13 protein-coding genes are annotated in these 22,832 nt (G+C 43.2%); 5 read left to right on the top strand and 8 right to left on the bottom strand.

The window, feature by feature from the left end; genetic code table 11:
- Positions 1-194, bottom strand: a 194-nt coding sequence (locus F607_RS0115985; protein WP_027708899.1) for a helix-turn-helix domain-containing protein, incomplete at its 3' end; no start/stop codon positions are given.
- 481 nt (positions 195-675) lie between these two features.
- Between F607_RS0115985 and F607_RS0115980 the strand changes: the two genes are divergently transcribed.
- The 5 genes from F607_RS0115980 to F607_RS0115960 all read left to right on the top strand — a co-directional run bounded on the left by F607_RS0115980 (position 676) and on the right by F607_RS0115960 (position 10,677).
- The gene (locus tag F607_RS0115980; protein WP_027708898.1) at positions 676-4,803 is read left to right on the top strand and encodes a DUF4347 domain-containing protein; all 4,128 of its coding nucleotides are present in this window, start codon (positions 676-678) and stop codon (positions 4,801-4,803) included.
- A gap of 121 nt (positions 4,804-4,924) precedes the next feature.
- Complete coding sequence (locus tag F607_RS30060) at positions 4,925-6,409, top strand: TolC family protein (protein WP_051311550.1); 1,485 nt, start codon at positions 4,925-4,927, stop codon at positions 6,407-6,409.
- Between the two features lie 46 nt (positions 6,410-6,455).
- Positions 6,456-7,238 carry an efflux RND transporter periplasmic adaptor subunit gene (locus tag F607_RS0115970; RefSeq protein ID WP_027708897.1) on the top strand — a complete coding sequence of 261 codons (783 nt, stop codon included), beginning with the start codon at positions 6,456-6,458 and terminating at the stop codon, positions 7,236-7,238.
- 2 nt (positions 7,239-7,240) lie between these two features.
- Positions 7,241-8,614, top strand: a complete 1,374-nt coding sequence (locus F607_RS0115965) for an efflux RND transporter periplasmic adaptor subunit (protein ID WP_027708896.1) — start codon at positions 7,241-7,243, stop codon at positions 8,612-8,614.
- Positions 8,611-10,677 carry a site-2 protease family protein gene (locus F607_RS0115960; protein ID WP_027708895.1) on the top strand — a complete coding sequence of 689 codons (2,067 nt, stop codon included), beginning with the start codon at positions 8,611-8,613 and terminating at the stop codon, positions 10,675-10,677. The genes F607_RS0115965 and F607_RS0115960 overlap by 4 nt, the downstream gene beginning before the upstream one ends.
- Before the next feature lie 47 nt (positions 10,678-10,724).
- On the opposite strand, the gene F607_RS0115955 is transcribed toward F607_RS0115960, so the two are convergent.
- The 7 genes from F607_RS0115955 to F607_RS32945 all read right to left on the bottom strand — a co-directional run bounded on the left by F607_RS0115955 (position 10,725) and on the right by F607_RS32945 (position 22,736).
- On the bottom strand, positions 10,725-11,057 hold the full coding sequence (locus tag F607_RS0115955; RefSeq protein ID WP_027708894.1) for a hypothetical protein: 333 nt from the start codon (positions 11,055-11,057) through the stop codon (positions 10,725-10,727).
- A gap of 94 nt (positions 11,058-11,151) precedes the next feature.
- Positions 11,152-11,487: a hypothetical protein gene (locus F607_RS0115950; RefSeq protein WP_157365496.1), complete on the bottom strand. Its 336-nt coding sequence runs from the start codon at positions 11,485-11,487 to the stop codon at positions 11,152-11,154.
- Positions 11,488-11,541: 54 nt separating this feature from the next.
- Positions 11,542-11,859, bottom strand: coding sequence for a hypothetical protein (locus F607_RS0115945; RefSeq protein ID WP_027708892.1), 318 nt, complete (start codon positions 11,857-11,859; stop codon positions 11,542-11,544).
- A gap of 556 nt (positions 11,860-12,415) precedes the next feature.
- The gene (locus F607_RS0115940) at positions 12,416-12,742 is read right to left on the bottom strand and encodes a hypothetical protein (RefSeq protein ID WP_027708891.1); all 327 of its coding nucleotides are present in this window, start codon (positions 12,740-12,742) and stop codon (positions 12,416-12,418) included.
- An 801-nt stretch (positions 12,743-13,543) separates the two neighbouring features.
- The gene (locus F607_RS0115935; RefSeq protein ID WP_027708890.1) at positions 13,544-14,617 is read right to left on the bottom strand and encodes a transposase; all 1,074 of its coding nucleotides are present in this window, start codon (positions 14,615-14,617) and stop codon (positions 13,544-13,546) included.
- A 353-nt stretch (positions 14,618-14,970) separates the two neighbouring features.
- Entirely contained in the window at positions 14,971-15,423 is a 453-nt protein-coding gene (locus F607_RS0115930; protein ID WP_027708889.1) for a hypothetical protein, read from the bottom strand.
- Between the two features lie 14 nt (positions 15,424-15,437).
- Entirely contained in the window at positions 15,438-22,736 is a 7,299-nt protein-coding gene (locus F607_RS32945) for a LysM peptidoglycan-binding domain-containing protein (RefSeq protein ID WP_211233653.1), read from the bottom strand.
- Positions 22,737-22,832 lie beyond the last annotated feature (96 nt).

Genomic DNA, 22,832 nt, shown 5'->3' with positions numbered 1-22,832 from the left:
GATCGTCTGTCATCTGACAGCTGCTGTGCCTGTTTGGGACGATATCCTCGAAGTCCTTTATTACGCATCAACTCACGAGAGATGGTTGATGGATTTCGTTCCAAGTTCTTAGCAATTTCTTTTTGATTTAATCCTGCTTTTAAAAGCGAATAAATCTGGTATCGTTCATGCTCAGTCAGCTGATTGTAGTTCACAGTGCTTCATCTCTTGGTCGGGAGAAGCGCAAACTCTATCAGCTGGCTTCTCTAATGCCAATTGCACTTATTATCCGAAACTGCGATTTATTATCTTAACCAATTGAACTTTAAGAGCGTATTAAATAAAATACCTTACATTATTTATTTTTCTCCCAACCTACGGCTTACTGTTTTTAAATATCCCCACCATTGAAAACATGATTAAGTCAGCAGTTACTTAGACTTTATATTTGCGAGATTATCTTAGAGTAGTTATCAACAGCACCCTTATTAACTCAACAAAAATTAATAAACGTTCATTACTAAATATTCAAATTTTATTCAAACGATAATACAAAAACGACAGGTTTCAAATGCATTATACTCAAAATGAAATCCATACGCTTATTGTTGGATTTTTATGTTAGCAGTATCTATAAATTATCTAACAGTGCCTATTTAAAGTAGTAAGAAGTACCTGTATGTTGGAGCATTTGTTATGTTCAAAAAAAATACCCTTACAGTACCTGTTATGGGTATTGAACTATTAGAAAATCGCATTTTATTTGATGCAGCACTTGGCGCTACAGTTGATGCAGTCGAAGTACAACATGATCAGGCTAGTTTCGATCAAACTAATTTCGACCATGCTATCTTATCAAATGAGTTACAGATAACAGAGGCACCAAACACAATTGTCATCATCGATAGTCGTGTTGAAAATAGTGCACTCATTGAGGCAGAGTTTCCTAATGCTCAAGTGTTTACACTATCAGGCCACTACAGTGGTGTTGAACAAATACACACTATACTACAACAGTTTCAAGCAAGCGAAACAAAGCCTCAAGAAATTATTTTATTCTCCCATGGCAAACCTGGTGAGTTATTAATTGGTAGTACTTCTCTCACAATAGATACTATTATCCAAAACTATTCTGAATTACTTAAAGATATACGTAACCTGACAGCAGATAATGCCGTATTGGCTGTCTACGGATGTGACGTTGCAAGTACTGCAGAGGGGCAAGTAGCCCTCGATACCCTAGCCAATTTAACAGGGCTTGATATTGCTGCCTCTACCGACCTCACTGGAGCAAAAACTCTCGCAGGAGACTGGGAACTAGAGTACACAACAAATAGTAAATTTGTTGTCCCAGTCTTATCTGCACAATTTCAACTGGAGTATCCAACAACACTCGCAGCACCAGGCAATGTAGCCAGTGCAAATCTAACGCTATGGTTAAAAGCCAATGCAGGTGTGACTGAGTCTGGAGGCACAGTAACAAACTGGACTGATCAAAGTGCAGCCGGCGGTAACAACTCGGTTAGCCAAGGTGACAACACCAAACAACCCCAGCGCCAGCTGAGTACCGTTAACTTCAACCCATCACTTCGTTTTGACGGAACCAATGATGAGCTGACCAGAATTAATTTTCAGGGAACTGAAATTATCTCAAACAATAACAATACCATGTTTGCCGTCGTCAATGTTTTCTCTCCAGGCGTTGTAGCTCAATGGGAACACAACGATGGTTTTGCCCGCACAGATAGAATTAATATTGAATATACTGCCCCCAATAATCCACGCTTCGATTTTTCCGATGACGTAGGAGGGAAAATTTCCGGTCCAGCTGTTTCCAGCACCTATCATATTGTATCTGGTGTAGCAAATATCCCAAATAATTCCCTTTATGTTGATGGACTCCGAAGTGGTACTACAGGTGTTGCTCCTGCCGCTGATAACTCACTATTCGGTAACCTATCTATTGGATCTTATCCAGATGCTCTAGGTACTGTTAATGCAGGAATGAACCTTAGTGAAGTTATTATTTATAACACCACACTTTCTTTAGCTGATAAACAAAAAGTCGAAAGCTACCTAGCAGTAAAATACGGCATTACCCTTGATCCAACAGATAATGAAGGGGGTATCACTGAAGGTGATTATATTACATCTACAGGAGTAACGGCTTGGGACTTCACTGCTAACTCTGGATATCATAATAATGTCGCAGGGGTTGCCATTGACTCGGGTAGTGATCTCAACCAACTAAAATCAAAATCAATTAACTCAGGTAGTGCTGTAACCATAGAAGCAACATCATCTCTCGATGATGGTGACTACTTAATGTGGGGAAGTAATGGTGCGTCTGGAGAAATCTCAACAGAAATGCCTGCAAACTCAGGTTTTTCAAAACGTTTAGCTACTGAGTGGAAAGTGCAAGAGGTACAAGACTTTGTAAATACAACAGTTACATTTGATCTTACTACCCTTGGCTTAACAGGTAGATCATCAAGTGATTTTGCGATGGTTGTGGACACTGATGATGGTGACTTTTCAAATGCTTTTTCCTTTGTTTCACCCTCTGCATTTGACGGTTCTACTGTCACATTTAACTTAGGCTTTTTGAATAATGGTTTTTATTTTACACTTTTTACTGAAGCCAACACTGCTCCAGCCATTAATAATCTAGATGGTGACTCAACAACACTAAATCCATTTGTCAGTGCCACTACAACCTTAGACCAAGGCACATCAGCAACCTTTACAGATACAACCAGCAGCAACTTACAAGATGGCACATTAACAGTTCAGTTCACAGCAGGCAGTGATCCTACTGAAGACACATTAGTGATTAATAATCAAGGTGTTGGTTTAGGCCAAATTGGTGTTGCGGGCGCTAATGTAACCTATGAAGGCACCACCATTGGTACCTTTGCAGGGGGAAGTGGTGGAACCCCTCTTACAGTAAACTTTAATACCAATGCCACTCCAACAGCCGTATCAGCCTTACTACAACAAATTCAGTATACTAATACTGATCCTGGCAGTCCTACCTTAGGCACACGGACCATCACCTTCTCGGCTACTGATGGCGATGGTGGTACCAGTAATACAGCAACTGTTACTGTTGATGTAAATAATCCTGCTCCTGTCGTTAGTAATTTAGATGGTGATAATCAAAGTATTACACCTAATGTTTCCAATACCACTTTTCTAGATCAAGGCACTGCAGCTTCTGTCACAGATGATGCGCCTAATTTTAACACAGGCAGCCTCACTGCAACTTTTACTGCAGGTAGTGACGGTACTGAAGATGTTTTAAGTATAAATAATCAGGGTACCAGCCCTGGTCAAATAGGCGTCTCAGGTAGCAATGTAACCTATGGGGGTACCATCATAGGTACATTTACAGGTGGCACTAATAATTCTCCTTTAGTTATTACATTTAATACAAATGCTACACCCGCAGCGGTTACTGCACTTACTCAACAATTACAGTACACCAATACAGACACCACTGACCCTACAGCAGGTACTCGTAGCATCAATGTTAATGTTATTGATAATCAAGGGGCAACAAGTAATACTTCAACAGTCACCATAACGGTTAATAATATTAACCCCACCATTAATAACTTCACTGAAGTTATTAATGTAAATCCTGGTGATCCGACTACATTTCCTCTAGATAGAGGAACCCCCGCTACTATTGTTGACCCCACTAGTACTGACTTTAATTCAGGCACACTAACCGCAACATTTGTCAGCGGCTTAGTACCGGGTGAAGATGATGTAATGGTAAACAATCAGGGAAATGGCCCAGGTGAAATAGGAGTCAGTGGCTCAACAGTGAGTTATGGTGGAACCCCAATTGGCACATTTTCAGGAGGCACAAATGGTGTACCGCTACAATTTAACTTCAATAGCAGCGCTAATCCCACAAGTGTCTCAGCTTTACTTCAACAAATAACGTATGTTAATCAAAGTCCAGATGATCCCACAACAGGAACTCGAATAATCAATGTCGTTGCTACTGATGGAGATGGTGGTACAAGTAATGTTGCTGTAATTCGTATCGATATTAACGGAGCTACACCCAATATTCCTACTTATCCTACGACATCCAACGTAGATGGTGAAACTGGCGAAGAGGAGTCCGAGGTTAAACCCCACATAACACCCCATCCAACATCATCCCCTATTAGCACGACATTATCCCCAGGACTTGCACCACCTAGTTTATTATCCAGCCCATTACCAGAATTCTTAAAACCTGCAACTACAGTATCGATTGATGGCAAAGTAGTCTATCACCCTTTGCCTCACCATAATTATGATGCTGAACGTATTCAACATATGGTATTTGGACTCGCAAATTATGATCGTGGTGATATTGCCAATGCCATGACCACCAAAGTACTTGGAGAGCCTGAAGCGACTATTCTTGATTTAATCTTTGTTGAAGTTGAAAAAGTACACGACAGTTGGGCAGGCTATATTGATCACTCTGTACAAATTAATGGACAAGCAGTAACAGGTTATGGAGGTTGCGTTATGGACGCACCAAGTCATGCAAATTTCTCCATAGATGCTCAGCGAGGCGTATTTAATCTAAATCTATCGAGTAGCGAATCTGCAAAAATTCATCTCGAAGTTTACTTAGCCAATGGCGAGACGATAGAACAAAATGTCGTTGTTGATGGCACAACAGGCTCAGTTTCATCAATAGGGTCAGGATCAGTAAATTGTAAGCCTAGTCAAGCCGCCAATGATACGTTTAATAATGAAAATTCTTTTTCAAACCAGTTAAACAGGCTAGTGACTACACACTATGAGCATTAATTAAAAAATACTTTACCCTTTTATTCAATAAATAAAAACGACAACATAATTATTTTCATAACAAACTGTAAATAGTTTATGAATCAAGCCCCCAAGGGTCATTGTACTGGAGTGGAACAGCATGTTAAAAAGCAAGAAAGTAGTCCGTTTACAGCTTTCAAGTTTATTTATTGCCATAGCAGGCTGTAGTATTCAACCGGTACCATTTACAGAGCAAGAACATTCTGCTCGGATTACTGAAGACCAACATGCCTTGGCCACCCAACAAATTGAAATCAATGGCATATTAACCTTAGAAGAAGCCTTTCAAAGAGCCTTAAAATATAATCTTGATAAACGTGTCGCGATGATGGAGGGCGTGCTTGCCTCAAAAGAGTTAGAAACTGCAAAGTATGAACTACTACCTGACTTGCTGACCAAAGCAGGATTTAATCATCGCACTAATATTGATGGTTCTTCTAGTCGTTCAATTGACACTGGGCAGGAGACTTTGGAACCGTCTACATCAACCCAACGTGATGTAGGTGAAGCCAGCCTAGAATTAAGCTGGAATGTGTTGGACTTTGGTTTATCCTATATCCGCGCCAAACAACAAGCTGACCGCTACTTATTAGCCAAAGAACAAATCCGTAAAATGTCTCAACAAATCTTGCTAGATGTTCGTGCAGCTTATTGGCGAGCAGTAGCCCAACAACGTATTATGGACTACATTGAGCCTATTTTAGCAAGAGCAGAAAAAGCATACGACAACACCGAACAAATCCGCAAAAAACGTCTTCAGTCCCCTTATAAAACGCTTGTCTACCAACGAGATTTATTAACCATTATTCGTGAGTTACATATTCTTCGAAAAAATATTCTACACTCAAAAGCTGAGCTCGCTAAACTTATTAATGTTTCACCAACCGCCCAGTTTCGTGTGGCCGTACCAAATCCTGAAGAGCTTTCTATCCCAGCTATGGCAATGTCAATTGAGCAACTGGAACAGCATGGAATTCGTTATCGTCCAGAATTAATTGGTGAAGCCTATAAAGAACGTATTTCTGCTGCTGAAGCTAAAGCAGCTTTACTTGAATTACTGCCATCTCTCAAATTAAAAGCAGGAGGTTATTACAACAGTAATGATTTTCTGGTTAATCAAAACTGGGGCAATCTTGGCCTTGATTTAAGCTATAACCTCATGGGTTTATTTGCAGGCAACAAGCGTAAAGAATCTGCAGAACTAGCAGTAGAAATCAGTAAAGCTAGACGGCTAGCGATGCATATGTCAGTACTCGCACAAGTTCACGTTTCATGGCAAAGCTATCAACAAGCTATTAAAGAGTTTGAGAGTGCACAACAGTTTGACCATGTTGAACTTCGTATAGTAAAACACCTTCGGGCGAATGCACAAAAAGCCAAAATTGGTAAAAATGAAGTATTACGCGCTGAGCTAAATTACTTGCTAGGACAATTAAGACGCGACCTAAGTTATGCCGATGTCCAGTATGCGTACGGTCAATTATTACTGGCAGCAGGCATGGAGCCACTTGAAAACTCTCCAGAGTTAACCAAAGCTGACATTAATAAACAAAGCAACCAGCTCATAACACAAATTTATTATTGATTTAGCCTTATCGATCAAAATGCAAATATTAAAACGAACAATAAAAATGAAAGTTAATGTATTAAACCCGCTCCTGAATGGGTTACTGTTTATCTTATTAATTTGTGTGCTTAGTACGACGAGTTATGCAACAGATAGTTCACTGCGAGGCATTGTTCAGGCGAAACAGCGTTCCATATTATCTGCTCTAGTCGCAGGACAAATTATCCAATTACCTCTCCAGGCAGGCCAAAGTTTTAAACAAGGAGATGTACTCATGGCACTGGACTGTCGCCATTACCAAGCAGCGCATAAAGGGGCAACAGCTGAATGGCGAGCCAAGCAAAAAGTGTTCGCTAATAACCAGTCTCTGCAACAGTATAATGCGATTGGTCAACTTGAAGTTGAACTAGCAAAAAGTGAGAGGGATGTTGCCAAAAGCAAAGCAACACAAGCAAAAATTACGGTTGAAGGTTGCAAAATTAAAGCACCATATGCAGGCACAGTTGTAAAAACATTTTCCCAGCCCTTTCAAACTATCAATGTAGGTGATCCTGTCATAGAAATTATTGACAATAAAAATTTATCGGTTGAAATGATTCTGCCTTATCAACAGTATTTTGCTACTCATCCCGGTGATAAAATTAATTTTATTATTGATGGAAAGCCCAACACAGCCACATTAACCATTACCCGACTTGCCCCTGTAATAGACTCTGTCAGTAACACTTTTCGGGCTTATGCTGATTTCACCCATTTATCAACTTCCCAGCCTGTTTCGCCAGGTATGACAGGGATTATAATTTTAAATAAAAAACCAAGCACAACTACTTCTCAATTACAGCCCTAGCAATGAATGCACCTTTACACGCTCCCCTAAAAGATAATCATACTCCTCGCTCCTTACTATCTCTTTCATGTTATCATCAGTTTATCAGCGAACTTTATGAACAATCTTCCAAAGAAGCAATAACCTCACAAATTACCAGTCCACCAAACCAATTAATAAACTATGATCTCATATTATTTATTGGCTATAAAAGTAAAAAATCCTTTGTTTATGGTGTAAGTCATAACCACCACATCAACCAAAAAGCACCACTTATACATGCTGCAAGAAAGCTAATACAATCTGAACTGATTACCAATAAAAATTCAGCATATACAACAGACCAAATTAATGATCAGTCATTGCAAGCTACGTTTGAGCAATCAGGATTAAAACAATTATACTGGTCTCCCTTCAATACCAAAAATAAATACTATGGAGGATTACTTTATTGCCGTCATACGCCATGGTGTCGCTCCGAAGAAGAAATCATTCAATTGTTAAGCTATCACTACCTTTTTTTACTACAGCAGCATCGTTTTGGTAGTCTAAGAGTTTCTGGCTCAGATAAAAAACGTGGTATAAAGTACCTTAGTATCTGTGCTGTATTCATACTGTTTATGGCGCTGCCTGTTCGCTTATCTGTATTGGCTCCTGCAGAAATTGTTCCACGAACCCCCATCCCCATCACGGCACCACTTACAGGGATAATAAGTCAAGTTTTAGTGAAACCAAACCAACCCGTCAAACAAGGTGATATTCTTTATCAATATGAACCCATTGAATTACAAAATAACTATCAGATAAAATTAGAGCAACTACAAGTTGCGGAGTCACGCTATAAAACAGCACTACAAAACACTCTTGTACAATACAATAATCAGGCATTTGCTCAGCAAAAAGCAGAGTACGAACTAGCCAAAGCACAATTAAAGCTATCCAAAGAGCAGTTGGCATTTACTCATGTTACTGCCCCAAAAGATGGAGTCATACTGTTTGGGGATACACAAGCACTTATAGGTAAACCCGTGACTATAGGTGAACGTATTATGTATTTAAGCGACCCAAATGACACTGAGCTTTCTATTGCTCTCGGGGTGCAAGACTTTACGCCTCTCCAACAAGGTAACGAAGTACTTTTTTTTCGCAACGCTGAAGCAACAACACCTATTTCTGGCTTGTTAACTTCAATCAGCTACTTTCCTGATATCAAACCAGGGATAGGTTTAAACTACCCGCTACGAGCCAAATTAAAAATTAACACGTCAGTAGCCGACAAAGAACTCGTTAGGATAGGCCTACAAGGAACTGCCAAAGTATATGGTGAACAAGTAACACTCTTTTATTACCTTTTCCGACGTCCGCTTACCGCTGTGCGTCAGTGGTTAGGTTTATGAATAAGCTACCAGCATTACGCCAAGAATTGAAAATTGAACCCGGTCCAGTAACAGCTCAAGGTTTACCTAGCTGGACACTTTATGACCCAATTCAACACAAATACTTTCGCTTAGATGAAACCGTCTTTACTATTTTAGCAGAATGGTGTAACGCACAAACAAAAGAAGCATTGCTTAATAAACTTAAACTCCGCGCTATTAATGAACAACAGCTTTCAAGTGTAGAGCACTTTTTAGATAGTCACCAACTTGTTACTCACACACAAAAACCACCCAAGCGAAAGCTAACTTGGCATGATATAATCCTAAAATTATGCTTTTTTAATATTTCATTATTCCAACCTCAAAATGCTTTACAACATTGGCTACCCTATTTTAATGCTCTATTTAGTAAATACTTTATTGTAACCTGGTTTATTTTAACAGGTTTAGGATTATTATTAGTAGGTCATCAGTGGGATCAATTTACGTATTCATTTAACTATCTCTATAAACCGTCAGGTTGGCTATTACTGGGTGTTTGCCTTATTTTTCTCAAGTTTTGTCATGAACTTGGCCACGCTTTAATGGCCACTCGTTTTAAAGTTCCAGTCACCTCAATTGGGATCGCTTTTATCATTTTCTGGCCTCGTTTTTTTACTGATACAACAGCATCATGGTCACTTATATCTCGGCAGCAACGGCTAGCCATTTCATATGCAGGTGTAATGGTCGAGTTAATCATTGCTGGCGTAGCATTATTTATCTGGCCCTTTTTACCTGCAGGACCTTTTCAAACCTGTCTTACATTTATTATTACAACCAGTATTGCGATGACGTTGTTAGTCAATCTTAATCCTTGCTTAAAATTTGATGGATACTATTTACTTGCTGACTTTATTAATATCGACAATTTACAAAGCAAGTCGTTTGCACTTGCTCGCTGGCAACTACGACATTTAATATTTGGCACTAAATATCCTAACTATATTTATCACTATGACGCCCATAGAACATTCCTTATCAGCTATGCTTGGCTTACCTGGATTGTTCGCTTAATTTATTTTTTAAGTATCTTTTATGTTGTATACAACTTTTTATTTAAAGCCCTAGGCATCATTCTTCTTATTGTCTTAACGTATAAATTATTGCTTATGCCGATCGTCAAAGAAATCAAGTTATGGTTTGCTCATTATGCTCCCAACAGCTCAATCCATCGAAAACTATGTATTACCAGCTTACTCGCTTTACTCGTACTAATATTTTTTATACCGCAACAATGGTCTATTAGATACCCTGCCGTTTATGTACCCACCGAGTCTGTTAAACTATACCCAATTATGCCTTCACAAGTTAGCGAAATTAGTATTTATGAAGGCATGCAGGTTCAAAAAGGTGACGTCTTAATTCGTTTTAACAGTTCTCAATTAAATTTAGATATTGCATCAACTCAAGTAACTTTAGCCGTTATTAATGAACAAATTCGTCAAATAATAGGCTCAAAAGAACACCTTATTCAATATGAAATTTTACTTCGACGAAAATATGAAGCTGAGACTAAGCTTTCTGGACTAATTAAAAGCAAAGCACTATTGACAGTTCATGCTCCCTTTTCTGGCAAAATTTCCTGGGTAGACCCCACTTTAACTGAAAATATGTGGATAAATAACAGCTACCCTTATGCTCGCTTATCCAGTGAAAATCCTGGCATATTAAACGCTTTTATTTATGCTGAAGACTTACCATTATTTCAGTCTGGCCCTGCTACTTTCTACCCTGAAAGTCCGGAATTAAGCCCACTAACAGTAACCGTCTCAGAAATAGGGTCAGTCAATTTAATCTTCATAGATGAACCTCTACTTCAGTCTACACACGGTGGAAATATCCCTATAAATCAAGATCAGCAACAAAAAAACAGTCCTGTTACTAGTATCTACCCGCTTGAAGCTAAGATCACAGAAAACCTCTCATATCCAGTAATGCGCTTAAAAGGCATAATTATTGCCGAGAGCAAAGCTGTGAGTCTAGCTTCTCTTGCTTGGAGGCGGATAGCCTCCATTTTACGGAGAGGATTAAGTTTTTGATTGGTTATATTAGATTGTTTAGACATGTACAGTGATCAGAGCAACACTTAACGAATAACGATATATCCAATACGACAATATCCGTGCTCATCCTTTGTGCTATATATAGTAACTTCAGCTTGTGCAAACTTTGCAGCTAACAATGCACTTATATAAGTATCATAAACTGGGCTATCGTTATTTTTTTTCAAGTAAGCAAATCTATGACTGTTTTCACACATTGAAGGAACACCTTTTAGTAAAACTCTAAAAGTCATATCATCTGTACTACTCACATCAATTTGTTCAATTTGACCTTTAACAACTCCATCCCATGAGTGGTCAGACATCACGTTTGTAGAAAATAACCCAACCAAAATAGCAATAATAATTTTTTTCATATAAATAATACTTCCTACTTAACTCTCAGAGCAACTAAGTTAAAAGATACTCAAAAACAATATATACCAGACATTAATTTGAAGTTGATATTATCTAATCTAAATAAACATCAATTAGTCGATACCAACCCCCTCCAGAATTACATCCTTGCGTAGTTACTGTTACTCTTTTTCCTGATAAATACGCCGCTAACAAAGCCGATTTAACAGTGGGGTCAATATTGGTATCTCCAGCCCAGTCACCTGCAGCATTTGGACACTGGCGATCACCAGATGCTTTAGGAAAACCAGCATTAAGCGAAACAGCTACAGCTCCAGAATTGCTCGCATGAAACCTCTTTATCACGCCGGTATCTTGCGAATAGGGCACCGCTGACACAACCGTAGATGCTACAAGTAATAAAGAACAAAACACATATTTCCGAATCAAGGATATTCCCCCTACTTTCCCACATAACTACAAGTACTAATGTATATTTCATTATCACTCAAGCACTGAAAAATCAGTGATTCGGCTATTTTCACATCTTACATTGACTACCTTCTTTGTAGAAAAAGCCGTAAGTAATAAACTATGCTTAATTTTGCTAACTTCTAGATATGCCTCTTTCTCAATAGGTAAAACCCAAAAGTTAGGGTGTCCACAAGTACCCTGTACATCTTTAAATGCAAACAAGGTTCTTGTTGCTTCACTATGTATCTTGCTAATAGTAGTATTTCCAGTCCAACCATTTACAATATCTGATGCAACCGATGTCGATGCCGACAATACTAAAAGTACTCCAAAGAAATAACCTTTCATTTTACTCCACTAAAACATAATACTACAGTCCGATAGTCAGTATTTCCTTTAGTAAGCTAGTATTATATTGATGCTTAGGGTCTGTTAACACTATTTGAATATCACTGTTATGACGGTAAAAGCACTAATCTAGGCGCGAAGCGTGAAGTTTAGTTGTTCTAAATGAACAATGAGCAACAACGAGTAGTGCTTTTACCGTCATAACCCTTCGGGCCGTGATTATTTTTCCACCTAGCAGTGTTACAAGTCATTTATGTAGAATGACTACACAGCATTCCTTGTGCCTTGCTAGGCGAAAAAATAGTCTACGGCAGTGGTGATTCAAATAGTGTTAACAGGCCCTAATCTGTTTACCCAAATTAAGACTTCCTTTAACCAGTAATATAGGCTTAATTGTTTAAACCAATACTGCTTTCTACTAACTATTTTAATAGCTCAAAACTTGAGCGAATTATACACAAAGAATATCTAATCATCACTAAAATTAAGACCATTAGCATAAAATCCCTTTTTTGGCCATATGAAAATTGGATACTAGAGGAAACTCTAAATGAGCTTAATCAGTAATATACAACCAGTCAGGTGTTGGGTGGTCTTGAATACATGCTTCTGTTTTAACACGTATTCTTTTGCCTCCCATAAAAGCAGTCAACAGCGCTGAATACTGTCCTTTGCTACCTTTACTGTCAGGATTAAGCCTTAATTGCTTTTTGTGCGTACAATTTGATCTTGCTAACGATTCTCTTAAAATCGCAAAACAAGTGCCATCCCCCGAGTCGCAACTGACACCAATTGGCGTTACCACTTCTATGCTAGCTGATACATTCATAGAAACGACTAACCAAGCAATTCCCATTAGTAAATGCTTGAGAGTGAACTTCATTTATCTTTACTCCTTGGATTTAAAAGCTGATCACCAATAGTCATTGACAATTTTAAGTTTCCAACTTGCTAGTTCAGCCAACCACTTCTGACTACCCTTTAACCACCACCAAATCCTGACAATTCTATTCTTTTCCCTATATCTAGCTGCAAAGTCAGAAGACGATTTGATTTACGAAGAACCATCTGCCGCAAGGATGCGGCAGCTGAGCCTCCAGGGAAGGATTAACGGCGTGTTCATAGTAAATTAAATTGGTATAGCACAATTAGTATATTTTATACAACCTGTGCATTTCTTGGAGATTAAAAAAACTCAAAGGGTTGCAACATTGTAAGACAGTAATAAAAACCATCGTACTATTGATCAAGTAATTTTTTAGCCCAGACATACTGAAAAGCATAGACTGTGCTATTGCAGTTCATGAATTAATTTGTTCCTCCCGCAGCAGAAGACCATCCTTGCTCGCTACTACTAACGGTGCTCCCAGCACCTGCTTCACAAACAAATTCAAACCCTGCAAACAACCATCTTGCTATCCTTACAAATTTAGTTAAATGAACCTTAATTCACGCGATCCTCGACTTTTTAGCCTATTAATTGAGCCAGTTGAGGTTAAAAAAAGAGACATCCATTATTTATATTTAAAAAAATCATTTAACTCATTGCATACAACCACATAATGCTTTAACCACACCTTATATATACCCAAAACGAAGGGTTTTTAGAGGCGGCCTTCAAGCGATGAAGCCCCCAGAGCTTATATTAATAAGTGACTGGAGTGAAGAGTGCTGACAACAAACCCTAAAAATGATTCGTGAAGGGTATATAAACAGCTTGTCTAGAAAATAACTGTTTAGCTAGCCTTATTCCTTTAATAAACTTACGCTGCCATTGTTCTGCTATTTTCTGAAAATTATTTTCAGTCCCCATCACATCAATAAACCGTTTTTCTTTTTTACTCACATAAGTCAACAACTCATCCGCATTGATATTCAGGCGCTCTAAAATAGGAGGCATATTACTGGGAATAGAGCCTCGCTTATCATCTCGAATAGCTCGACCGAGCCAATCAACCAACTGTAAATAATCTTTTGATGAAAAAGAAATGCTACTGGGTTTTCCCTGTTTTTCGTTACCCGAAAAGCGTAATAACGGCACAGTAGGCAACGTTTGTTTAGGTAACTTAGTGGTTCGAACAAACAACTTATTTTGTTTTTTATTTTTTCGTTGGCGTTTTGCCCATGCAATCATTCGCGCTTGAATAGAGGTAAAATCTGAAGCTTCGGGGGTTTCAGCCATTCCCGCACGAACCGGGTTTAAGTCAACATAACTCATACACGTCAATAATGCGGCTTCATCCAGTAACGCTTGGCTTTTAAAGCGGCCTTCCCAAAACCGCCCTTTACAGCCATCTTCATCGTTAGCCCACCGAGCAATCGGCTCATTTAAACAGCGCATAAACCACGATAAATCCGCTAACCGCAACCGCCACTGCTGAACAATATCATTAACGACTTTAAGCTCCGCCTTATCCAGCACAGCTCCCGCTAAATAACGCTGAACCATTGGAGGTCCTTGGTACAACTTCCGCCAACGACGAATCACTTCATCATCCGTCCATTGTGACGCCTTTTCTTCATTAATGCGAACCACTAAATGATAGTGATTTGACATCACCGCATAAGCACAAATATCAATGGCAAACACTTTAACCAACTCAGCGAGCCGCTCAACCAACCAGGCTTTTCGGTGATCAAAATTTTGCCCCGTTACTCGGTCATCACCGCACAAAAAAGCACGACGTACACATCGACATATACAATGATAATACGGTGTATCCGCCACACTGACTAACTCACTTCGTGGCCGTGTCATCCTTAAACCTCCACTCAAAACTGACTACTTTATAACCAGAAGTATAGCCCCACACCTCTGGCTGTTTTTTGATCACAGTCAAATCTTGGCTGTCCTCTTTTTTTCTTGATCGCAATCAAATAGTGGATGTCCTATCCTTTTCCGCTGGTTGTTTTTTGATCGCAGTCAAATAGTGGATGTCCTGTTCTTACTCGTTAAACCTCCACACAAACTGACTACTTTATAACCAGAAGTATAGTTCTACACCTCTGGCTATTTTTTGATCATAGTCAAATGATGGATGTCCCTTTCCTTCCAGCTATTTTTTGATCACAATCAAATCTTGGCTGTCCTCTTTTTTGTTGTTATTTCCATTAAAAGGCCTTTGCTACAGCATCCAGCTGCTCAACTAAATTTCTAGGGGGCGGAGTATCAACATACACTTGCGCCAATAGAAATGGGTCGATTACTTTCTCGGGCTCAGAATAACCAAACTCTCCTATTACATATCTTGAGAAAGAGTCTGACTCAATCCTCTCATCGACCATCCAGCACCCATCAAATTTACAGACAAGTAACTCCCCAATAAAATAACCGATCCTTGTCAACAACCAAGTTCGATTATCACCTTCCACATTTTGCTCCTCCATATACTTGCTGATATAGGGCAGAAACTTATCAGGCATGATTAATATTTCATGCGGATTTGGGCACCCTAATATTTCAGCAAATTTATGTAGTACAGGCATGCGTTCCTCTCGGAACGCATCAAACCCAGCTTTTCTTTTTTCTAACTCGGCTTTTTCTTCAGCCGTTAGGTCTCTCATAAGCCTCTCTCATATCATTCGTAAGTAACATGAATAATTCTATTTAATTCAAGTATTCTGGAAAGGTCTTGCGAAGGCGGCGCCTCAAGGAAATTCCACCGTGGGTCGTAGCCCGGTACGGTATCCCTCAGATAGAGGTCTTTTTCTATTTGCTGGTAAATCTTGTTATTCAGAGGTACTTCATTAAGCCCACCTGAGCTTACTGTCTGCTGATAAGTTTTAACTTCGTTTGCTAATACTCCACCATTTGGCAAATCAGCTGGCGCATCAACAAAGCGACCGCCTGTTCCAGGCACAGGGTAATGTCGCTGGCCAGTAGAACCATACAATTCCTGAACGTAAGTTTCTCCAGCCTCCCATTTTTGACGACCTTCTAAACTACGTAATTCATCAAGAGTAAAAGTACGTTGCCCTGGTGCAGGTAGCGCTAGGATTTCGTCAGATCCACCCGTTACAGTGGTTGTTATCCTTGGAGTGCTACTGTCTGGAACAAAAGCAAACCTCCCATACCCACCGTCAATTATACCAGTATTTATAGTATACGCTGTTGATAAACTAACATTATTAAAGGCATAACCACTGCCACTGAAACTTGGTATGTCCAACTCACCATTATATTTATAACTATATTCAGCCGGATGCCAACCATGTAGACCTTCAACTTTCTGGTAAGACTGTGATCTAAAACTTAACTTACCAAAGGCTTTTTTCCCAGCTGGAGTTAAAACTAATGCTACAGCAGTCGCAGGTAAACCATATTGCATAAACACTTTACTACCAGCAACTTCATCCTCCCCCGGAGTAAAAAATTCCGAAACCATTTGATGCTCACCAGAAGGAAACTGGCTAAAAGCGATTGAAGATAAAAAGTTTCCTGATGTTTTAGCTAAACCAAACCAGTCTCCTTTTGAGCCAGTCCATCCTGACTGAAAACCTTTTTGATCATTGACCCAAACATCATCACCTAATGCTGCTCCAATAAAGCCACTGGATGAGTTACTTGCATTACTAAATACTTCGGTCATCAACTCCAAGCTTCTAACTATCTTCTCTCCAAATATCATCTCCCATAAATTAGGCTCCTTTATGTCACTTGACCTGTTAGGAAGCCGGCTATCCCCTAACCTATACCCAACACTTTCCCCCTGATGAGTAGATAATGCATATGAACTATCTAACTGATAAAAATTATAATTTTCATTGTATTCGTCTCTTTGTACTGACGGCGTCCCCCCCCCACCATTACTTGCCAAACCATACTTAGCCAACCAAGCGAAGTCAGCTTGCCCTTCTAAGCTTTCTTCTAAACTCTTACGCTCATCAAGCACAATACTTTCCTGCACAACCGAAGAACTTAGCTGATAGAAGTTTGAGTCATTATCTTGAAGGCGCTTTTGGTTATCCCTCTCCAACTTCCCTTGCCCACGCTCATTAACCACAGCCCCACTCGACTTACTTTGAGTACTATGTGCATGCTGCTGAGCACTGGCTTTTTGTGGTGCCTGTTGATCACGCGGATCATCATTCATCCACCCATCAAAGGTCTTAGTTAATGAAGCTCCAATGGCCTGCCCAACAGCTTGGCGTGCAACATTTTTAAAGTTGAACTTATTACCAAATATTTTGGTTTCAACCGCAGAAGACACGAATGACTCGGTTAAGGTTGCCGCAAATGTACCCCAGTTATCAGCGCCTACTTTAGAACCAATCGAAGAACTAACCGCTCCACCTAACTCAGCCCCAATCGCTGAAGCCGCAATCGACTTCCAGCTAAACTTATGCTCTCGGTCCATTGCACTGGATACCAACTGACGAGCGGTCGCTTTAGCCGCAGCCATATAACCTCTAGAACCTTGAACAGCATTACCCACTTTTTGCATAGTGGATATCGCATCGCCCGTCTTCTTTGCATTTGCTACGGCTTCAGCTGAACCACTAGCCCACTTTTCAACCCCCACACTTGCAGCGGCCATAAGTCCATCTTTGGCAACCTCTTTCCACGAAAAGTGATACCCATTTTGCTGCCCGGTTAAGATAGCGCCCGTCTGCATAATCGCTTGGGACGTCACACCTGCTGCCAGTATGCCTCCGCCAATACCTGCCACCGTAGCACCGAATGCTTTGACCATTCCCGCAAACACAGCACCACCAGCCCAAGCAGCGGCAACTGCCACAACCACCATCACCACCATGGCCGCACCACCACAGCCCCCACCCGCGGGTTTAATCGGCGGCGGTGGCATATCCGGTAACGTCGGACTCACATCACCGATCGCCACACCCGCGTTATAAGGTCGGAAGGTACTGCTGTTGTTGTGGATATTGGTGACTTTGTTCGGCACCGTGAGGAAGGTGCCTGGCTTTAAGTCTTTCAGTTGCTGGGGTTGCAGGCCATTGGCATCGGCCAGCATAAACCACAGGCTACTGTCGCCCCAGAGCGCCAAGGCGATGGTTTGCAGGGTATCGCCTTGTTGTACGGTATACCCCCCCGGGCTTTGTGCCGGGTAGTTTTCACCAATGGCTTGGAAGTTAGCATCGAAGTCGGCACTGAACACCGGTTCGGTTTTATCCGGCTTGCGCATTAAGCCTTGGTTATAGGCCAGCTGGGTCGCATAGTCGGTATAGGTCGGACCATCATCCCCGACATCGCCAATGCCAATGCCATTGACGTAGTAGAAGTGGTGGGTGCGCAGGTAGGCTTTGTGATCATCATTACGATCATGACCTTCCTCGGTACGGGTCAGGATCTGCCCTTTGTGGTTATTCACATAGCGTAGGATGCGCGCATTGTATTTGTCTTCCGCCATGTTGACATGGCCGTTGACGTCGTAATGCAGAATGGACATCCCCGGCCGCCAAGGGAAGTCAAACTCTTCGCCTGTGATCCCTTCATTTTTGATGGTCTTCTGCTTGTAGTCATCCCAGCGCTCATAGGTATAGCTAGTGCGCACAGCCGGACCATCCCCCCCAAAGGTCTGGGTCCAGCTGAGGTTACCGGCCCCATCGAAGTGATAGGTACTGCCTTTGTTTTGCGCTTTGCCTTTGGCAATGCTGGTGGTTTCGCGGGTTGCCCGGTTATCCTGGTCATAGACCTTATTCACCTGCCGGTAGACATTGCTCTCCTGATCATACTCCAGGTAGGTGGTGGTATTGCCCACCGCATCGTTGATCCGCTTGGCCCGCAGCTTATCGTCAATGTAGGTTTCGGTGAGTTTACCGTTGCCATCGTAGTGATAGCGTTCGGTATGCTGCTTATTGGTGGCGGTGACCCGCTGCCCCGCCAGGTTATAGCTGATCCGATACCCATGGTCGCCAGGGGTGATCTGCCCGTCTTTAAGGGCACCCATGGTGGTGGTAAAGCGGTTCATGGCATCGTAGGTGTACCAGAAGTCCTGGTTATGCCACTCCCCATTGACCTGTTGATAGCGGCTGTGCACCCGACGCCGGTTACCCATAGCATCGTACTGATACGCAATGGTGTACTTAGCATCGACGATCTTTTTGATGCGGTTCAGACTGTCGTATTCCACCTTGGAGTGTTGGGTATAAACATCCTTATAGCCATCCTTCGCATCTTTATTGCTGTAGCCTTCGAAGATCAGGTTGCCGTTCTTATCGTATTTAAATTCGGCGTAGTTATTGGCCCCGACATCATCAATGTTTTTGATATAGCCGTTGTTGTAGTAGCCGTAGTAAATCTCCTGATCGACCTTGCTGGTGTTTTTCAGCACCGTATCGCCTTTCTGCCAGGCCAGTTTGCCTGACGCATTGTAACCATAGGTGAAGGTGCGATCGCCTAAGTCCTTGTGGTAGTGGATACGGTCAAAGGCATCCCGATGATCCACCAGGGTGTGTTTATTACCATCGGTTTTGGTCACCACCCAGCCGCCGATGCCACCAATACTGGCCTCATAACGGTAACTGTATTGGGTCACCATGTTGCCATAGCTATGGTGGGCGATGATGCGGCCTTTGGCATCGTACTGGTAGCGTTCGGTATGACCTAGGGCATTGGTATGGGTCAGCCGTTGACCAGCGGCATCATAGGTGTACTGGTCGATATTACCGCCTGCCCGTTCCACCCGAGTGACATTGCCGGCACGGTCATAGTGGTACTGAGTGACTTCACCCAGCTCATTGGTCTGGCTGACCTTGCGGCCAAAGGCATCAAAGCCCATCTGTACCTGACCACCATCGGCATGACGCTCAGCGACGATTTGCCCGGCCGCCCACTGTTGCTCATTGATATTGCCATTAGCATCAGTAGTAGTGATCTGTTGTCCTAACAGGTCATAGCCATAGTGGGTGGTTGGCCGGACCTGATGCACCTGACCTTGTTCATCAGTGGCCTCGGTTTCGGGGGCCTGCTTGGTGACCATCTGCCCCAGCTGGTTATAGCGGAAGGTGGTGCTGTTACCAAGACCATCCACTTCTTCGATGACTTCACCAAAGGCATTAAAGCGCTGCGTGCGATGAATACTGTGGCTGGTTTCCAGGCCGTCGCCAATCACATAGTCCAGGCTGGCTTTGGTATAAGCCGGGCGACCGGTATTACGGTGGGTGACGCTCCCCTGGTCCAGCGCATGGAAACGACTGAGCTGGTGGTGGGCCTTGGCGCTAAATTCACCGGAATCCCCCCGCTCAGCGGCAAAGCTGTAATCCCCTTGCAGCCAGTCCAGCAGCTCCCACTGTCCCTGGGCATTTTGCTTGTAGACATTGACGGTGTAGGTGAAGGTACGGCCTTCGGCATTTTCTAAGGACACGTTGGGTTGTAGATTAATCTGTCCCGCGCTGGCGTCGACAATCTCCGAGCCTTTGGCCTCACCAAAGCCGGCATTCCAGTCAAACTTCAGTTTGCCTTGGTAGCCGCCTAAGTTGGCCCAGCGCAGCTGTAAATCGTTGAGGGTTTGTTGGCTGGGTTTCGCCGCTTGACCATTCGCCGCGGCGGTGGCGGCCTGTTGCTGTAAGCCAAAGCGCAGATCAAAGGTCTCACCGTGCTTGGCATTTTGCGTGGTACGGAAGATGCCTTCACCACGGTTAATCACCGTGCCTTCGGGGGTCAGTGCCTCATAGTAGTATTCATAGGCTTGATTGGCAGAGAGGCCCTGCGCATTGGTCAGATCCAGCGCCCAGTCCCCTTCGCGGTTCATCCGTGCACCGTCAACACTGTGCGTGTACTTACCGGGCTGGTAATTAGCCTCGTCATAGGCGCGGCTGGTATAGCCTGGTTCCTGCGCGGGGCGGTAGTACATGCGTAAACGGGTGGCCTGCCGTGGCTGCTCTTTTAAGGTCAGCAGCTTGGGCATTTCAATGTGGTTATTCTCCCAACGCGCTAAGGTATCGTGCTTCCAACGCGGAGCAAAACCACTCCAGCGGTAACGACCTGTCTGTTCAGTGAGTGGCACCCACTCACCGGCCTCATTTTTCTTGGAGATTTTGACATGGTATTTGAAGCCCATGTTCTTCAAGTACCACACCGAGGTGGTGTTATCCTTACCCCACATAGGGATGTAGTACTCGCCTTTACTGGCGTTCACCACAAACGAACCTTTGGTGTCCCAACGGTAGCCGGAATCCCACTCAAACAGTAAGTCGCCATCGTACTCACCGATATCCGACCACTTAAAGTACACCCCTTCTTGCTTAAAGTAACAGCGGGGCCAGTGTTTGCCTGCCGCCCGGGCAAAGAGTTTGAAGTTAAAGTCAAACTTCTCACCACCGATCATTTTCGCCTCACCAAAGGTGTACGGCGTGGCATCAATGACCTCCGTACCGGCACTGCTGGAGGACTCCTTCGTTAGGAAGGTCATCTCCGGCTGCACCACATCAATCAGCTGGTTGCGGGCATCGTAACGACTGAGGGTGATGTGTAATTGTTTGGCATCCAATAAGCGCAGCTGGTTGAGGGTGACCTCCTTCAGGTCGATGGTCATCGACTGGATTTCCAGCGAGGCATTGCCGTTGGCATCGTAAACAAAGACCTGAGGAGCACCGTTCTTTTTGTTGGTTTTGAACAGCTGGCCCGCAGCATTGTACTCGTAGTACTCGTGGACCTGGTCATTGACGCCTTTGCCGCTGATCTCGCCATGGCTGTTGTAGTAGGTGCGTTGAATCGCCCCTACCCCCTCATCACGCCAGATCTCACGGCCCTGGCTGTCATAGCCAAAATGGACCTCCACCACCTGCTGGCTGCCATCCGCCTGTTGCCGGTTCTGCCGTTTACGCACCACCTGACCTTTGGCGTCATAGAACAATTCAGTGACGGCACCGTTGGCATCGATCTGTTGGGTCATATGCCCAGCAGCGTCATAGCGCTGACGCGTGATGAGGTCCTGTGCACCCAGGTTAAAGGCCGTTTGCTGACCATCGGCGGCTTCTTTGACGCTCAGGGCGGTATCACCCTGGGCGGTGTAGTAGGTACTGGTGGTCTGGCGTACCGTGCTGCCATTGGCGGCGGTGTATTCCGCCCCTTGCTCCAGCACTTTGCGGTTTAAGGCATCGTATTGCAGGTCAATACGTTCGGCCTGATTGCCACTGTTACGGCGGATAATGGCGACATTGTTGCCATTGGCGTCGTAGAGCATTTCAGTGATGGCATCACCCTGTTGGGTTTGCCACTGGCGATTACCCGCTGCATCAGTGCCTTGAACCTGGTGACTCACACCCACCTGACGCGTGAGCACCAGGCGACCTAGGGCATCGTACTGGTTACGGGTGATACGGTTATCGGCATGACGCGCATCCAACGCTGCCAATAGCGCGTGGGGATCGCTGTCGATACTGAGGTTATTCCGTGCGCTGTCGGGCAGGGCTTGGGCGTATTTCAGTTCTTCGACAATGTGCCCCGCCGCATCGTACTGGCGCTGGGTGGCATAACCGGAGGCATCGACCAACAGGATGGCCTGGCCTTTGGCATCGTAGAAGGTGTAGGTGCTATGGCCCCGGCTGTCGGTGGTTTTAATGACATTGCCGTTGGCATCGTAGACCTGGGTGTGACCGACGCGGCCATAGAAGTAACCCCGGTCAATATCATGCATTAACACTTCACGGCTGTAACGGGCCAGCTCGCGGTTGTTGGCATCGTACTCAAAGTGGGTTTCGCGGTACTCGCCTTGACCTTCCGGTGGGGTGTGCAGCATCAGCGTCTGGGTAGCCAATCGCTGATCATAGGTGCGCTCAGCCAACCGGTTACCGGCCGCATCATAGCCAAAGGTCTTCAGTACACCATCGCCATCCACCTGGGCGATTAACTGGTTGCGGGCATTGTAGTACAGGGTGGTGACTTGACCGTTGGCATCGGTCTCACGAATCAAGTTGCCCACGGCATCGTACTGGCGGTTAATGGTCGCAGCCTGGGGGCGCGCCTGACCGTCAACCGTGTGGGCTGACTGGCGTTGTTGAATCAACTG

It is taken from the genome of Zooshikella ganghwensis DSM 15267, from assembly GCF_000428585.1.
Taxonomy (GTDB): Bacteria; Pseudomonadota; Gammaproteobacteria; order Pseudomonadales; family Zooshikellaceae; genus Zooshikella; species Zooshikella ganghwensis.
Note: the sequence above shows the minus strand (reverse complement) of the source record. Positions and strands in the feature narration are given on the sequence as shown.

What these genes read in the sequence shown, in the direction of transcription:
- F607_RS0115980 (WP_027708898.1), top strand. Translation starts at nt 676, where the DNA reads ATGTTCAAAAAAAATACCCTTACAGTACCTGTTATGGGTATTGAACTA.
- F607_RS30060 (WP_051311550.1), top strand. Translation starts at nt 4,925, where the DNA reads ATGTTAAAAAGCAAGAAAGTAGTCCGTTTACAGCTTTCAAGTTTATTT.
- F607_RS0115970 (WP_027708897.1), top strand. Translation starts at nt 6,456, where the DNA reads ATGAAAGTTAATGTATTAAACCCGCTCCTGAATGGGTTACTGTTTATC.
- F607_RS0115965 (WP_027708896.1), top strand. Translation starts at nt 7,241, where the DNA reads ATGAATGCACCTTTACACGCTCCCCTAAAAGATAATCATACTCCTCGC.
- F607_RS0115960 (WP_027708895.1), top strand. Translation starts at nt 8,611, where the DNA reads ATGAATAAGCTACCAGCATTACGCCAAGAATTGAAAATTGAACCCGGT.
- F607_RS0115955 (WP_027708894.1), bottom strand. Translation starts at nt 11,057, where the DNA reads ATGAAAAAAATTATTATTGCTATTTTGGTTGGGTTATTTTCTACAAAC.
- F607_RS0115945 (WP_027708892.1), bottom strand. Translation starts at nt 11,859, where the DNA reads ATGAAAGGTTATTTCTTTGGAGTACTTTTAGTATTGTCGGCATCGACA.
- F607_RS0115940 (WP_027708891.1), bottom strand. Translation starts at nt 12,742, where the DNA reads ATGAAGTTCACTCTCAAGCATTTACTAATGGGAATTGCTTGGTTAGTC.
- F607_RS0115935 (WP_027708890.1), bottom strand. Translation starts at nt 14,617, where the DNA reads ATGACACGGCCACGAAGTGAGTTAGTCAGTGTGGCGGATACACCGTAT.
- F607_RS0115930 (WP_027708889.1), bottom strand. Translation starts at nt 15,423, where the DNA reads ATGAGAGACCTAACGGCTGAAGAAAAAGCCGAGTTAGAAAAAAGAAAA.